The following is a 15,294-nucleotide window of genomic DNA, read 5'->3' as shown; positions in this document are numbered from 1 at the left end:
GGCTGCGGAGGACGCCGCCGAGGCAGAGGAAGCCCCTGCCGAAGAGCCTGCCACCGAGGAAACATCCGAGGCGGAAGGTGAAGCTGAAGAACCCGCCGCGGACGAGGCCACCGGGGACGACGCTGCGGCAGAAGAAGCCGCGGAAGAAGCACCTGCTGCTGCCGAGGCCCCTGCGGAAGACGCCGATGCCGCCGAGGAAGCGACCGAGGCTGAAGGTGAGGCTGAAGCCGACGAACCCGCAACCGAGGAAGCCGCCGAGGAACATGCCGCCGGTGACAGCCACGGCGCCGGTCATGTCGAGGATGTGTCCTTCAGCTTTGAAGGTCCGTTCGGCAAGTACGACCAGTTCCAGCTGCAGCGCGGCTTGCAGGTCTATACCGAGGTCTGCGCGGCCTGCCACGGCATGAAATTCGTGCCGATCCGCACGCTGTCGGATGATGGTGGTCCCGGCCTGCCCGAGAATCAGGTCCGCGCCTATGCGGCCAACCTGAACCCGATCATCGACCCCGAGACCGAAGAAGAACGTCCGCGCCTGCCCACCGACCACTTCCCCGAAGTCACCGGCATGGGCATGGGTCCCGACCTGTCGCTGATGGCCAAGGCGCGTGCGGGTTTCCACGGACCGCAGGGTACCGGCATCAACCAGCTGCTGCGCGGCATCGGCGGGCCGGAATATATCCACGCGATCCTGACCGGCTATACCGGCGAGACGGTGGAACAGGCCGGCACCACGCTTTACGAAAACACCGCCTTCCCGGGCGGCTGGATCAGCATGCCGCCCCCAGTCATGGACGACATGGTCAGCTATGAGGATGGTACTGAAGCGACGGCGGATCAGATCTCGATGGACGTGTCGGCCTTCCTGATGTGGACCGCCGAGCCGAAGATGATGGATCGCAAGCAGGTCGGTCTGGTGTCGGTTCTGTTCCTGATCGTCCTCAGCGCGCTGCTGTATCTGACGAACAAGCGGCTGTGGGCGCCGATCAAGGGCAAACACCGCAAGGCGGACTGACCCCGACTGCCAGAACAATCGCAAACGCGCCCTTCGGGGCGCGTTTTTCATTGGCCGGTGCCCCGACCGGGACAGCATCTGGACAAGGGGCGAATCACAGGCTCTGATGGCGCGGCAGGGGGTGTCGCGATGGCGGTCTGGAATCTTGGCTCGATCAATATCGATCACGTCTATCGGCTGGACAACCTGCCCCGACCGGGCGAAACGCTGGCCGCCCGGCAGCATGGGCGGGGGATCGGGGGCAAGGGCGCGAATCAGTCGCTGGCCGCCGCCAAGGCGGGCGCCAGGACGCATCATCTGGGCGCGGTCGGGGCGGATGCCGGCTGGCTCCTGGAAGGGTTGCGCTCAAGCGGGATCGAGACCGACGCCATCCATATCCTGCCCGACACGCCGACCGGCCATGCGATCATCATGGTGGATGACGCCGCCGAAAATGCCATCGTCATCGAAGCGGGCGCGAATCGCGCGCTGGAACCCGGCTGGCTGGAGGGCGCGCTGACCCCGATGCGGGCGGGCGATACGCTGCTGATCCAGAACGAGACCAACCTGCAGGCCATGGCCGCACGACTGGGCCGTGCCGCCGGGGCGCGGGTGATCTATTCCGCCGCGCCGTTTCAGCTGGACGCGCTGCAAGAGGTGTTGCCCCATGTCTCGATCCTTGCGCTGAACGAGGGCGAGGCGCAGCAGCTTTTCGCGGCGATTCCCGGTGATCTGCCGGTAGAGCAATTGCTGATCACGCGCGGCGCGCAGGGGGTGGAACTGCGCGATCTGCGCAAGGGCCAGACCCTGCGCCAGCCGGCCTTTGCGGTGCAGCCCGTCGATACGACCGGCGCGGGGGATTGCTTTGCCGGCTATTTCGCGGCGGCGCTGGATCGCGGCGACGACGCGGCGCAGGCGCTGCGGCTGGCGTCAGCGGCGGCGGCCATTCAGGTCACGCGCCACGGGGCGGGCGATGCCATGCCCCTGCTGGCCGAAGTTCAGGCGTTTCTGGCCAAAGCCCCGCCCCATCACCCCAGCGAATAGCCGGTGCCGCGCACGGTGCGGACCGGGTTGTTGCCGCCATGCTGCATCAGTGCCTTGCGCAACCGCCCGACATGCACGTCGATGGTGCGGGTATCGACATAGATGTCGCGGCCCCAGACACGGTCCAGCAACTGCTCGCGCGTCCAGACCCGGCCGGGCTTTTCCATCAGCGTGGACAGCAGGCGGAACTCGGTCGGACCCAGATGCAGGGGCTGGCCCGCCCGGAAAACCCGGTGTTCGGCGGCATCAAGGATGATGTCGTGAAAGCTGAGCCTTTCGCCCATCGTGGCCGGACGGGTGCGGCGCAGCTGCGTGCGCAGCCGTGCCATCAGTTCGACCACGGAATAGGGCTTGACGACATAGTCATCGGCCCCGGTTTCCAGCCCGCGCACGCGGTCGGTTTCCTCGCTGCGGGCCGACAGCATGATGATCGGGATGCCGCGGGTCGCGGGGTCGGCCTTGACCTGACGGCAGACCTCGATCCCCGAAACCTTGGGCAGCATCCAGTCCAGCACCAGAAGGTCGGGCTGTTCCTCCTGCACCAGCAGCAGGGCGTCCTCGCCGTTATCGGCGACAACCACGTCGAAACCTTCGGCCTCAAGATTGTATTGCAGGACTTCGCGCTGAGCACCTTCGTCCTCGACAACCAGAACGCAGGGGGCCTGACGTGCCGACATTATCTCAACCCTCACTTCCTGTGCCCGGAATCACATCCGGCACGCTGTTGCTTTTGGGGCGAGCCTCGTCCGGCATCTCGCCGGTGACCAGATAGATCACCTGTTCGGCGATCGAGGTCGCATGGTCGCCCATCCTCTCGACATTCTTGGCGATGAAATGCAGATGCATGCAGGGCGTGATGCTGCGCGGATCTTCCATCATGTGGGTCAGGAATTCGCGGAACAGCGCATTATACATCTGGTCCACTTCCAGATCGCGCTGGCGCACATCCTCGGCCAGTTCCGCATCGCGGCGGATATAGCTGTCCAGCGCGTCCTGCAACATCTTGTCCACGGCCTGACTCATCCGGCGCAGCGCCATACCCGCGCCCTCGATGGCGGGCATCTGCGACAGGACATGCGTGCGCTTGGCCATGTTCTTGGCATAATCGGCCACGCGCTCCAGCGAGGCGGCGATCTTCATCACCGCCAGCACCATGCGCAGATCGGTCGCGGTGGGTGCGCGCAGGGCGATCAGCCGGGCGGCGTCCTCGTTGATCTGGGCCTCCAGCTGGTCGATGGCCTTGTCGCGGCGCCGAACCTCTTCGGCCAGTTCTTCGTCGCGCGATTCCAGCGCGCTGGCCGCATCGGTGATCGCGGCCTCGACCATGCCGCCCATCTTGACGACCTGCGCCTGGATCGTTTCCAGATCACGGTCAAAGGCCGAGGAAATATGCTTGTCGCGATTCATGTCAGGCTGCCTCCCTGCCCCGTCAGCCGATCCGGCCCGAGATATAGGCCTCGGTCCGGGTGTCCTGCGGTTTGGTGAAAATGTCGTCGGTCTCGCCGTATTCCACCAGATTGCCCAGGTGGAAAAAGGCCGTTTTCTGGCTGACGCGCGCGGCCTGCTGCATCGAGTGCGTCACGATCACCACCGAGAATTTCTCGCGCAGGTCGTCGATCAGTTCCTCGACCTGCGCGGTGGCGATCGGGTCAAGCGCCGAACAGGGTTCGTCCATCAGCAGCACTTCGGGGCTGGTGGCGACGGCGCGGGCGATGCACAGGCGCTGTTGCTGGCCGCCCGACAGGCCGGTGCCGGGTTCTTGCAGGCGGTCCTTGACCTCGTTCCACAGCGCCGCGCCACGCAGCGCCTTTTCGACGATCTCGTCCAGTTCGGCCCGGCTGCGGGCCAGACCGTGGATGCGCGGGCCATAGGACACGTTGTCATAGATCGACTTCGGGAACGGGTTCGGCTTCTGGAACACCATGCCGACCTTGGCGCGCAGCTGCACCGGATCGACGCGGCGGTCATAGACATCCTCGCCATCCAGCCGGATCTCGCCTTCGACGCGGGCGATGGGAATGGTGTCGTTCATCCGGTTGATGCAGCGCAGGAAGGTCGATTTGCCGCAACCCGAAGGCCCGATGAAGGCGGTCACGGTCTTGTCGAGGATATCGACATCAACATCCTTCAGCGCGTGCTTGTCGCCATAATAAACCTGGACGTTGCGTGCCGAGATCTTGATGTCGTTCTGGGTCACGGCGCTCTCCACTCGATTCATATCGTACATATTGGCCTCCTTGGGCCGGATTACCAACGGCGCTCGAACTTGCGGCGCAGATAGATGGCCAGCACGTTCATGCACAGCAGGAAGAACAACAGGACGATGATCGCCCCCGAGGCACGTTCGACGAAAGCCGGGTCCGACCGCTGCGTCCAGTTATAGACCTGCACCGGCAGGGCCGAGGCCGGATCGCCCAGCCCGCCCAGACTGCCCACACCCTCCAGCGGCCAGGGCGCGCCGGGATAGTTGCGCACGAAGGCCACCATGCCGATCAGCAGCAGCGGCGCGGTTTCGCCCAACGCCTGCGCCAGACCGATGATCGTGCCGGTCAGGATGCCCGGCAGGGCCAGCGGCAGGACGTGGTGGAACACCGACTGCATCCTGGACGCCCCCACCCCCAGCGCCGCATCGCGGATCGAGGGCGGCACCGCCTTCAGCGCCGCGCGGGTCGAGATGATGATCGTCGGCAGCGTCATCAGCGTCAGCACCAGACCCCCGACGATTGAGGCCGATTGCGGCAGCCCGGCAAAGTTGATGAAGGCGGCCAGACCAAGGATGCCGAAGACGATGGACGGCACGGCGGCAAGGTTCGAGATATTCACCTCGATCACGTCGGTCCAGCGGTTCTTGGGCGCGAATTCCTCAAGATAAATACTGGCCGCGACGCCGATCGGCACCGCAAGGAACAGCACCACCAGCATCATGTACAGCGAACCAAGGATCGCCACCCCCACACCCGCGGCTTCGGGCCGCTGGTCCGAGGCGTCGGGATTGGTCAGGAAGTTCCAGTTGAACCGGGTGACCATCAGCCCGCGGTCGCGCAGCTCATCCGCCAGCATCAGCTGCTGGGGCGAGGTGTTGCTGACCCGCTCGGCGCTGGCCAGCGTGACGCGGCCCTTGAAATAGCCATCCACCCGGCCGTTGGCCAGCACGTCGAAATCGACCGTCTGCCCGACCAGTTCGGGATCGGCCAGCACCCGGTTGCGGACCTGCGCCGAGGCATCGCGGGACACGAGGCCCTTGATCTCGGCCTCGGTCAGGCCCTCGATCCGGATATTCTCGCGCTCGACGGCATCCTCGACGGCGGCATCGAGGATGCGGCCATAGCCAAGCGTCAGCACCTTCGCCATCTCGGCCGGATCGCGGTTGCCATTGGGATCGACGATATCGGCGCTGAGCGTGACCGGGATCGCCAGATAGGTCTGGCGGAAAGCGCCGGAACCGTCGCGGATGATGGTGGACAGCAGCACCACCAGCGCCAGCATCGCAATCCCGATGGCACTGGCGCCATACAGGCGGAAACGCTTTTCGGCGGCATTGCGGCGGCGGGTGCGCTCATCGACCGCGATCAGCGCGGTCTTCTTGCGTGCGGGCGTGTCACCCGACTGGGGCATGGAAATATCGGTCATTCATACTGCTCGCGATATTTGCGCACGATGTAGAGCGCGACGACATTCAGGGCCAGGGTGATGGTGAACAGGGTCAGACCCAGCGCGAAGGCGACCAGCGTTTCGGGCGAGTTGAAGTCGTTGTCGCCGGTCAGCTGGCTGACGATCTTGACGGTGATGGTGGTCATCGCCTCGAAAGGGTTCAGGCTCATCCGGGCGGCGGCACCCGCGCCCAGCACCACGATCATGGTTTCACCGATGGCGCGGCTGGCGGCCAGCAGCACCGCGCCGACGATGCCGGGCAGGGCGGCGGGGATCACCACCTGACGGATCGTCTCGGACGGGGTGGAACCAAGGCCAAGCGCACCGTCGCGCAGGCTTTGCGGCACCGCGTTGATGATGTCGTCCGACAGAGAACTGACGAAGGGGATCAGCATGATGCCCATGACCAGCCCGGCGGTCAGCACCGACGACGCCGAATTGCCCAGACCCAGCGGCTGGGCGAACCAGTCGCGCAGCATCGGGCCGACGACGATCAGCGCGAACAACCCGTAGACGATGGTCGGGATACCGGCCAGCACCTCGATCGCGGGCTTGGCGATGCTGCGCACGCGGCGGCTGGCATATTCCGACATGTAGATGGCGGCGAACAGACCGATCGGCACCGCGACCAGCAGCGCGATGAATGAGACGTACAGCGTGCCCCACAGCAGTGGCAGGACACCCAGCTGCGAGTTGCCCTGAAAACGCGGCGTCCATTCCGAACCGAAGAAGAAGGTCTTCCAGTCATAGATCTGGAAGAAATGCCCGGTCTCGAACAGCAGCGACAGCACGATGGCGGCGGTGGTGACGATGGCGATGGTCGAACACAGGATCAGCAGACCAAGGATGATCCGCTCGACCACGTTGCGCGCCTGAAAGCCCTGCCCGATACGCGACATCGCCCAGCCCAGCCCGGCAACCCCGGCGGCCAGGGCGACCACGCCCACGATCGGCCCGGAACTGTCGCCAATCACGCCGGCGACGCGCAGCAGGGTGGCGATGGCCAGAACGGCCAGCGGCAGCAGTAAGGTGGTCAGCGCGACGCTGGCGCCGTGATAGATCGGACGGCTGTGCAGAGCGCGCACATCGCCCGCCGCGGCATAGGCGCGGCTGCGTCCGATGATATATCCGGCTATGGCCAGCGCGATACTGGCGAACAAGGCCCAGGACAGCGGCATAAGTGCCTTCCTTGCGTTGTGGCGACTGATGAAGAAACGCGGCGGGGCGGCCAGTATTCCTGCCGCCCCGCCTGATGTGGATTATTGCATGGTGGTTTCGCTGGCGACGGCTTCCTGAACCGAGGCCAGTTCGGGATCCGACACCAGACCGTATTGGGCCAGCGGGCCATCGGGGCCTGCCAGATCGTCCGACACGAAGAATTCGACGAATTCCTTCAGGCCCTCGATTTCAGCCAGATGGTCTTTCTTCACATAGAAGAACAGCGGGCGCGACACCGGATATTCGCCCGAGGCGATGCTCTCGGTCGAAGGCGTGACGCCCGAGATGGTGCCGACCTGCAACTTGTCGGTGTTGTTCTCATAGAAAGCCAGACCGAAGACGCCGATCCCGTTGGGAGAGCTGTCGATACGCGACAGGGTCTCGGTATAGTCGCCGTCGATATCGACCGAACGGCCATCGGTGCGCAGGTTCATGCAGGCGGCTTCGGCTTCGTCTTCACCCAGTTCGGCGGTGAACACTTCCAGCGCGCCCGATTCCTCGCAGCCCGCAAGGACGACCTTTTCCTCGAAGACTTCGCGGGTGCCGTGCTTGGTGCCGGGCACGAAGGCCAGGATTTCCTGATCCGGCAGATCGGCGTTCACTTCGCTCCAGTTCGCGGCGGTGTTGTCCACGATGGCACCGTCCACGACGACCTTGGCGGACAGGGCGTTGAACCAGTCGGCCGGGGTGAAGGCGAATTCCGGACCATTGCTGGAGCTGGCAAAGACGATCCCGTCATAGCCGATGCGGACTTCCATGACCTCTTCGACGCCATTGGCGCGGCAGGTCTCGAGTTCGCCTTCGCGGATCGGGCGGCTGGCATTGGCGATGTCGATGGTGTTTTCGCCGACACCTTCGCAGAATTTCTGCAGACCGGCACCCGTTCCGCCGGATTCGATGACCGGGGTCGGGAAGTCGGTGTTTTCGCCGAAGACTTCGGCGACGATGGTGGAATAGGGCAGCACGGTGGACGAACCGGCAACCTGAACCTGATCGCGGGCCTGAGCGGCAACAGCCGAGGCCGCCACGATGGCCAGCGCCGATACGGTGAATTTCGCGGTTTTCATGGATCACTCCTGAATCAACATGGCCCAAGCGGGCATGTCCGTGACCTAGTCACCACGCATGAAGCTTATGCAAAACTTATATGACGATTATGCGACAATGCAGCCGGTCGGCGGTGAATCCACCCAAAGCCTCAGGAATCCGGGCCGATCACGCCGCGCAATCCGCCGGTCTGGGCGCGGTCCATCAGCAGATGATCCAGAATCACGCAGGCCGCCATGGCCTCGGCCACAGGCACCGCGCGAATCCCCACGCAGGGGTCGTGGCGGCCCTTGGTGATCAGCTCGATCTCCTGCCCCTGCTGGTTGATCGTGCGGCGCGGCGTGGTGATCGAACTGGTCGGCTTGACTGAAAACCGCACTGCGATGTCCTGACCCGTGCTGATCCCGCCAAGGATGCCGCCGGCATGATTCGACAGGAATCGCGGCCCGTCATTACCCATGCGGATCTCATCGGCGTTGTCGGTGCCGGTCAGGGCGGCGGCCCCCATGCCCTCGCCGATCTCGACGCCTTTGACGGCGTTGATCGACATCATCGCGGCGGCCAGATCGGTGTCCAGCTTCGCATAGACCGGCGCGCCAAGACCGGGCGGGCAGCCCTGAATCAGCACCTCGATGGCCGCGCCGACGCTGTTCTGATCCTTGCGGATCGCGTCCAGATAATCGGACCATTCCTGCACCGCCGTCGCGTCGGGCAGAAAGAACGGGTTGTCGGGAATGGCGCTGGCGTCAAAGCGCGCGCGCTCCAGATGCAGCGCGCCCATCTGCACCATATATCCGGTTACCGCCAGATCGGGCAGCAGATGACGCAGCACGGCCTGCGCCACGCCCCCCGCCGCGACCCGCGCCGCCGTTTCCCGCGCGCTGGAGCGTCCGCCGCCGCGATAATCCCGGATCCCGTATTTCAGGTGATAGGCGATATCGGCATGGCCGGGGCGGAAACTGGTGGCGATATCGCCGTAATCCCTGGACCGCTGATCGGTGTTCTCGATCATCAGCTGGATCGGCGTGCCGGTGGTGCGGCCCTCGAAGATGCCCGACAGGATGCGCACCTGATCGGCTTCGCGCCTTTGCGTGGTGTGCTTGGAGGTGCCGGGGCGGCGCAGGTCGAGGAATTGCTGGATATAACCCTCGTCCAGCGCCACGCCCGGCGGGGTGCCATCGACAGTGACGCCAAGCGCGGGGCCATGGCTTTCGCCCCATGTGGTGAACCGGAATTCGCGGCCGAAAGTGTTATAGCTCATGCCTTCTCTCCGGTCAGGGCTTTCAATTCATAGATCAGATCCAGCGCCTCGCGCGGGGTCATGGCATCGGGATGCACATCTTTCATCCGCGCGTCCAGAGGGCTGTCCACGGCCCGGACCGGCGCCGGGGCCGGGGCGGCGGCGCGGAACAGCGGCAGATCGTCGATCAGCGCGGCGGGCCGGGCGGCACCCTCACGCTCGCCCGATTCCAGCGCGTCCAGCACCTCGCGCGCGCGGTCCACAACGCTGCCGGGCAACCCCGCCAGCCGCGCCACCTGCACGCCATAGGACCGATCCGCCGCGCCCTTGCGCACCTCGTGCAGAAAGATCACCTCGCCTTCCCATTCGCGCACGGTGACGGTGGCGTTTTCCACCCCATCCAGACGCGCGGTCAGGGCGGTCATTTCGTGGTAATGGGTGGCGAACAGGGCGCGGCAGCGGTTGATTTCGTGCAGATGCTCCATCACCGCCCAGGCGATGGACAGCCCGTCCCATGTCGCGGTGCCGCGCCCGATCTCGTCCAGAATCACCAGCGCGCGGTCGTCGGCCTGATTGAGGATCGCGGCGGTTTCCACCATCTCGACCATGAAGGTGGACCGGCCCCGCGCCAGATCATCGGCGGCGCCCACGCGGCTGAACAACTGGCTGACCATGCCGATATGGGCCGACCGCGCGGGCACGAAGGCCCCCGCCTGCGCCAGCACCGCGATCAGCGCGTTCTGGCGCAGAAAGGTCGATTTCCCGGCCATGTTCGGCCCGGTCAGCAGCCAGATCGCCGGAGTCTCGCCCGCCGTCAGATCGCAGTCATTGGCCACGAAGGCCTGCGCCTTGCGCCGCAGCGCGCGTTCCACAACCGGATGCCGCCCGCCTGTGATCGCAAAAGCGCGGCTGTCATCGACGCGGGGCCGGGTCCAGCCCTCGCCCGTGGCGATATCGGCAAAGGCACTGGCAAGGTCGATCTCGGCCAGCGCCCGCGCCGCCTGCCCGATCTGCGCGGACTGGTCCAGAATGGCCGCGCGGAGGCGGTCGAAAATGCCGCGCTCGATCTCCAGCGCGCGGTCGCGGGCGTTGAGGATGCGGGTTTCCAGCTCGGACAGTTCAACCGTTGTGAAACGGATCTGGTTGGCGGTGGTCTGGCGGTGAATGAAGGTCTCGGACAAGGGCGGGGCCATCATCCGCTCGGCATGGGTGGTGGTCGTTTCGATGAAATAGCCCAGCACGTTGTTATGCTTGATTTTCAGGCTTTGCACCCCGGCCAGCGCGGCATAATCGGCCTGCATCCCGGCAATGACGCCGCGCCCTTCGTCGCGCAGCCGCCGGGTCTGGTCCAGATCCGCATCGTAATCAGAGGCCACGAAACCGCCATCGCGGGCCAGCAGGGGCGGCTCGGCCACCAGCGCGTCGTCCAGCAGACGGGTCAGCGCGTCATGGCCGACAAGATCGCGCGCCGCGTCCCGCAGCACGGGGGCGGCGTCGTCAGGCAGCCGCGCAGCAATCGCCGCGCCTTGCGTCAGCCCGGCGCGGATTGCGGCCAGATCGCGCGGCCCGCCGCGTTCCAGCGCCAGCCGCGACAGCGCCCGGTCCATATCCGGCACGCGGGCCAACGCATCGCGCAGATCGGCCGACAGGCGCGGATCATCGACCAGCATCGCCACCGCATCGTGGCGCGCATGGATCAGCGCCAGATCGCGGCTTGGCGCGCTGATGCGACGCTCCAGCAGCCGCGCGCCCGGGGCCGTCACCGTCCGGTCGATGGCCGCCAACAGCGAGCCATCGCGCCCCCCCGACAGCGCCTGCGTCAGTTCCAGATTGCGCCGTGTGGCCGCGTCGATCTGCATCGCGCCGCCTGCGCGTTCGCGGCCGGGCGGACGCAGCAACGGCAATTTGCCCTTCTGCGTCATGTCCAGATAATCGACGATGGCCCCCATCGCCGACAGTTCCGCGCGGGTAAAGCTGCCGAAACCGTCCAGCGTTTCCACGCCATAAAGCGCACATAACCGCCGCGCCCCCGCCCCACTGTCAAAGGCACCGGCATGAAGATCGGTCAGCGCCGCGCCTGCATCCGCCGCCAGATCGTCCAGACCCGAGCCATCGACGGCCAGCAACTCGCGCGGCGCCAGGCGCGCCAGTTCCGGGGCCAGCCGCACCTGCGGGCAGTCCATCACCTGAAAGGCGCCGGTCGAGATATCCACCCATGCCAGCGCGCCCTCGTCGCGCACCTGCGAAAACGCCGCCAGATAATTGTGCCGCCGCGCCTCCAGCAGCGATTCCTCGGTCAGGGTGCCGGGCGTGACCAGCCGCACCACGTCGCGCGCCACGACCGATTTACTGCCGCGCTTCTTCGCCTCGGCCGGGTCTTCCATCTGCTCGGCGATGGCGACGCGGAAGCCCTTGCGGATCAGCGTCAGCAGATAGGATTCGGCGGCATGGACCGGCACCCCGCACATCGGGATCGGCTGGCCCTGATGGGTGCCGCGTTTCGTCAGCGCGATATCCAGCGCCGCCGCCGCCGCCACCGCGTCGTCAAAGAACATCTCGTAGAAATCGCCCATGCGATAGAACAGCAGCGCGCCGGGATTGGCATCCCGGATTGCCAGATACTGCGCCATCATCGGGGTGGGCTGATCGCTCATGTCGGTCCTTCGGCTGTGGTCTGGCGTGTTTCTAGCCGCTTGCACCGGACTGTGAAACCACTACATTCATTCCTGACCTCGGGGTGCCCTGTTTCGGGCTGAGACGCATGACGCGGACCCGTCGAACCTGATCCGGCTGACCCCGGCGGAGGGAAGGTGGCCTTGGTCCTTTCTTTCGAAAACCTGAATGAAAGTGAGGCCGCGATGAAGAAATACCTGTTACTGGCCCTTCTGGCCGCCACCCCCGCCGCCGCACAGGATCGTCCGGTGCTGACCGTCTATGCCGGTGATTACGTCGCCAGCGAATGGGGTCCCGGCCCGAAGATCAAGGAAGGGTTCGAGGCCTTCTGCGAATGCGAATTGCGCTTTGTGACCGGCGACATCCTGCCCCGCATCCTGATGGAGGGCGAGGGAACCAAGGCCGATATCGTCTTCGGCCTGACCCCCGACCTGACCGCCCGCGCCCGCGAATCCGGCCTGTTCGCGCCGCATGGGCAGGACACATCCGACATGTCGCTGCCCGTCGAATGGAGCGACGAGATCTTCCTGCCCTATAACTGGAGCGAGACCGCCTTCATCTATGACGAGACCCGGCTGGAAAACCCGCCCGCCAGCTTCGCCGAATTGCTGGACGCGCCCGACGACCTGAAGATCGTCATTCAGGACCCCCGCGCCTCGATTTCCGGGCTGGCGCTGCTGTTGTGGGTCAAGGGGGTTTACGGCGACGACACGCCCGACGCATGGGCAAAGCTGGCGCCGAAGATCCTGACGGTGACGCGCGGCTGGTCGGAATCCTATGGCATGTTCACGGAAGGAGAGGCGGATATGGTCCTGTCCTATACCACCTCGCCCGCCTATCACATCGCCGAAGAGGACGACCTGACCAAGAAGGCCGCCATTTTCCCCGAAGGTCATTACTTCCTGACCGAACTGGCCGCGCAGATCGCCACGACCGATCAGCCGGAACTGGCGCAGGCCTTCATGGACTGGGTGCTGACGCCGGATTTCCAGTCCACCGTCCCGCTGGCCAACTGGTCGCTGCCCGCGAGACTGCCCGAGGCTGACTGGCCGCAGGTGCTGCGCGATCTGCCGCGCGCCGAGACGACCCTGCTTTACACCGAGGACGAGGCCGAGGCGCTGCGTCAGCCGGCGCTGGACGAATGGCTGCGGGCGTTCTCGCGATAACGCGCCCGCAGCCGGGCGCATGGGTCGCGGCCGCGCTGGCGGCGCTGATCCTCGGCACGCTGGCGGCGGTGGCATGGCAGGCGCGCGGGCTGTCGGCGCTGGGGCCGTGGGACTGGCGGGCGGTCTGGTTCACCATCTGGCAGGCGACGGTATCCGCCAGCCTGTCGGCGGTGCTGGCGATCCCGGTGGCGCGGGCTTTGGCCCGGCGGCGCTTTCGCGGGCGGATGGCGCTGGTGACGCTGCTGGGCGCGCCATTCATCCTGCCGGTGATCGTGGCGGTGATGGGGCTGATCTCGGTCTTTGGCCGCAACGGCGTGCTGAACGAGGGGCTGCGCGGGTTCGGGCTGCCCGAGGTCAGCATCTATGGCTGGCAGGGGGTGATCCTTGCGCATGTGTTCTTCAACCTGCCGCTGTCGGTGCGGCTGATCCTGCAAGGCTGGCAGGCGATCCCGGCGGAACGGTTCCGGCTGGCCGAAAGCCTGGGCTTCGGCCCCCGCGACATTGCCCGGCATCTGGAACGCCCGATGCTGCGTTCGGTGCTGCCCGGTGTCTGGCTGGCGGTGTTTCTGGTCTGCCTGACCAGTTTCGCCGTCGCGCTGGCTTTGGGAGGCGGGCCGCGCGCCACCACGGTCGAGCTGGCGATCTATCAGGCGTTCCGCTTTGACTTCGATCTGGGCCGGGCGGCGATGCTGGGGCTGGTGCAGATCGCGCTTTGCGTGGCGGCGATGGTGCTGGCGCGACGGATCGCGATCCCGGCGGCCTTCGGCGCGGGGCTGGACGCCCCCCACCGGCTGCGCGGGCCGGGCGGCTGGCGGAGGGGGGCCGATACGCTGGCCATCGCGCTGGCCACCGGGTTCCTGCTGTGGCCGATCCTTGCCGTCACCCTGCGCGGCCTGCCCCGCATCCCCGCCCTGCCGCCCGAGGTCTGGGACGCCGCCGCGCGGTCGGTGGTGATGGCGCTGATCTCGGCCCTGCTGGCGGTGGTGCTGTCGCTGGCTCTGGCGCTGACGCTGGCGCGCCATCCCGCCCGCTGGATCGAGGCGGCGGGGATGTTGCCGCTGGTCGCCTCGCCGCTGGTGCTGGGAACGGGGCTGTTCATCCTGCTGCGCGGCACGATATCGCCACAGGCGCTGGCCCTGCCGCTGACGGTGGCGATCAATGCGATCATGGCGCTGCCCTTCGGGTTGCGCGCGCTGATCCCGGCGGCCCGGGAACTGCATAGCGATTACGGCAGGCTGGCCGATTCTCTGGACCTGCGCGGGCTGGGGCGGCTGCGGCTGCTGGTGCTGCCCCGGCTGGCGCGTCCGCTTGGCTTTGCCGCCGGGCTGGCAGCGGCGCTGGCGATGGGCGATCTGGGCGTAATCACGCTGTTCGCCACCGATCAGCCGACCCTGCCGCTGAAGATGTATCAGTTGATGAACTCCTATCGCATGGCCGATGCCTCGGCCTGCGCGGTGCTGCTGATGGCGATCAGTTTCGCGCTGTTCTGGCTGTTCGACCGCGGAGGCCGCCTTGCTTGAGCTGAAAAACCTGTCCGTCACCCTGGGCAATTTCCACCTGCACGCCGATCTGTCGATAGATGCGGGCAGCCGGGTGGCCATCATCGGGGCCTCGGGCTCGGGCAAATCGACGCTGCTGTCGCTGATCGCGGGCTTTCTGGCGCCCGACCGGGGGCAGGTGCGGTGGCAGGGGCAGGACATCACCGCCGCCCTGCCGGGTCAGCGCCCGGTCTCGGTGCTGTTTCAGGACCAGAACCTGTTTCCGCATCTGACGGCGGCGCAGAATGTCGGGCTGGGACTGCGCCCCGATCTGCGCCTGAATCACGGGCAACGGACGCGCGTGTCGCAGGTTCTGGCCGAGGTCGGGCTGGAGGGGATGGAGGATCGCAAGCCCGCCAGCCTGTCGGGCGGTCAGCAAAGCCGAGTCGCGCTGGCGCGGGTGCTGCTGCGGGCGCGGCCGATCCTGCTGCTGGACGAACCCTTCGCCGCGCTGGGTCCGGCGCTGAAATCCGAGATGCTGGACCTGCTGGCCCGGATCGCGGGCGAAACCGATGCCACCGTGCTGATGGTCAGCCACGATCCCGCCGATGCGCGCCGCTTTGCGCCCCTGACCATCGTGATCGAGGATGGCCGCGCCCATCCGCCGCAGCCGACCGGCCCGCTGCTGGACAATCCGCCGCCCGGTCTGCGCGCCTATCTGGGCTGAGCGCAAGAAACACGGCCAAAAGACCCCCGTGCCACCTTGCGCGCCAGCCGCGCATGGCT

Annotated in this window: 12 protein-coding genes, 1 pseudogene and 1 riboswitch; of the genes and pseudogenes, 5 read left to right on the top strand and 8 right to left on the bottom strand. The window is 66.2% G+C overall.

Translation table 11 applies throughout. The features are described from left to right. Positions 1 to 283: 283 nt before the first annotated feature. Positions 284 to 1,012 (top strand): annotated as a pseudogene (locus tag JHW40_RS24015) (cytochrome c1); the annotation flags it as partial. 129 nt (positions 1,013 to 1,141) lie between these two features. Further along, positions 1,142 to 2,035 (top strand): ribokinase, encoded by an 894-nt coding sequence (locus JHW40_RS05580; RefSeq protein WP_090612014.1) that lies wholly within the window; start codon positions 1,142 to 1,144, stop codon positions 2,033 to 2,035. Here the strand turns inward: JHW40_RS05580 and phoB are convergent. The 8 genes from phoB to mutS all read right to left on the bottom strand — a co-directional run bounded on the left by phoB (position 2,020) and on the right by mutS (position 11,845). Beyond that, positions 2,020 to 2,712, bottom strand: a complete 693-nt coding sequence (gene phoB / locus JHW40_RS05575) for a phosphate regulon transcriptional regulator PhoB (protein ID WP_090612017.1) — start codon at positions 2,710 to 2,712, stop codon at positions 2,020 to 2,022. The two genes, JHW40_RS05580 and phoB, sit on opposite strands and share 16 nt — an antisense overlap. Before the next feature lie 4 nt (positions 2,713 to 2,716). Next, positions 2,717 to 3,442 carry a phosphate signaling complex protein PhoU gene (gene phoU, locus JHW40_RS05570; RefSeq protein ID WP_090612019.1) on the bottom strand — a complete coding sequence of 242 codons (726 nt, stop codon included), beginning with the start codon at positions 3,440 to 3,442 and terminating at the stop codon, positions 2,717 to 2,719. Between the two features lie 22 nt (positions 3,443 to 3,464). Next, entirely contained in the window at positions 3,465 to 4,262 is a 798-nt protein-coding gene (gene pstB / locus JHW40_RS05565) for a phosphate ABC transporter ATP-binding protein PstB (protein ID WP_090612022.1), read from the bottom strand. Between the two features lie 20 nt (positions 4,263 to 4,282). Further along, the gene (gene pstA, locus JHW40_RS05560) at positions 4,283 to 5,665 is read right to left on the bottom strand and encodes a phosphate ABC transporter permease PstA (RefSeq protein ID WP_090612023.1); all 1,383 of its coding nucleotides are present in this window, start codon (positions 5,663 to 5,665) and stop codon (positions 4,283 to 4,285) included. Further along, on the bottom strand, positions 5,662 to 6,864 hold the full coding sequence (pstC, locus tag JHW40_RS05555) for a phosphate ABC transporter permease subunit PstC (protein WP_090612025.1): 1,203 nt from the start codon (positions 6,862 to 6,864) through the stop codon (positions 5,662 to 5,664). Before pstC ends, pstA begins: the two co-directional genes overlap by 4 nt. Positions 6,865 to 6,945: 81 nt before the next feature. Continuing rightward, on the bottom strand, positions 6,946 to 7,971 hold the full coding sequence (locus tag JHW40_RS05550; protein WP_090612028.1) for a substrate-binding domain-containing protein: 1,026 nt from the start codon (positions 7,969 to 7,971) through the stop codon (positions 6,946 to 6,948). Positions 7,972 to 8,102: 131 nt separating this feature from the next. Further along, complete coding sequence (gene aroC / locus JHW40_RS05545; RefSeq protein ID WP_090612031.1) at positions 8,103 to 9,212, bottom strand: chorismate synthase; 1,110 nt, start codon at positions 9,210 to 9,212, stop codon at positions 8,103 to 8,105. Further along, a complete protein-coding gene (gene mutS, locus JHW40_RS05540) occupies positions 9,209 to 11,845 on the bottom strand; it encodes a DNA mismatch repair protein MutS (protein WP_090612033.1) in 2,637 nt (878 codons plus the stop codon). The genes aroC and mutS overlap by 4 nt, the downstream gene beginning before the upstream one ends. Positions 11,846 to 11,914: 69 nt before the next feature. Next, positions 11,915 to 12,016: riboswitch (TPP riboswitch) on the top strand. A 33-nt stretch (positions 12,017 to 12,049) separates the two neighbouring features. On the opposite strand from mutS, the gene JHW40_RS05535 reads away from it, so the two are divergent. Genes JHW40_RS05535 through thiQ form a run of 3 tightly spaced genes read left to right on the top strand, consistent with a single transcriptional unit; the run spans position 12,050 to position 15,235 of the window. Continuing rightward, complete coding sequence (locus JHW40_RS05535; RefSeq protein ID WP_090612104.1) at positions 12,050 to 13,030, top strand: thiamine ABC transporter substrate-binding protein; 981 nt, start codon at positions 12,050 to 12,052, stop codon at positions 13,028 to 13,030. Then, entirely contained in the window at positions 13,006 to 14,550 is a 1,545-nt protein-coding gene (locus JHW40_RS05530) for an ABC transporter permease subunit (protein ID WP_090612038.1), read from the top strand. The genes JHW40_RS05535 and JHW40_RS05530 overlap by 25 nt, the downstream gene beginning before the upstream one ends. Beyond that, the gene (thiQ, locus tag JHW40_RS05525; RefSeq protein ID WP_090612040.1) at positions 14,543 to 15,235 is read left to right on the top strand and encodes a thiamine ABC transporter ATP-binding protein; all 693 of its coding nucleotides are present in this window, start codon (positions 14,543 to 14,545) and stop codon (positions 15,233 to 15,235) included. Before JHW40_RS05530 ends, thiQ begins: the two co-directional genes overlap by 8 nt. Positions 15,236 to 15,294 lie beyond the last annotated feature (59 nt).

The sequence above is a fragment of the Paracoccus alcaliphilus genome (genome assembly GCF_028553725.1).
Lineage (GTDB): Bacteria > Pseudomonadota > Alphaproteobacteria > Rhodobacterales > Rhodobacteraceae > Paracoccus > Paracoccus alcaliphilus.
This window is presented reverse-complemented; position numbering and strand designations above follow the sequence as displayed.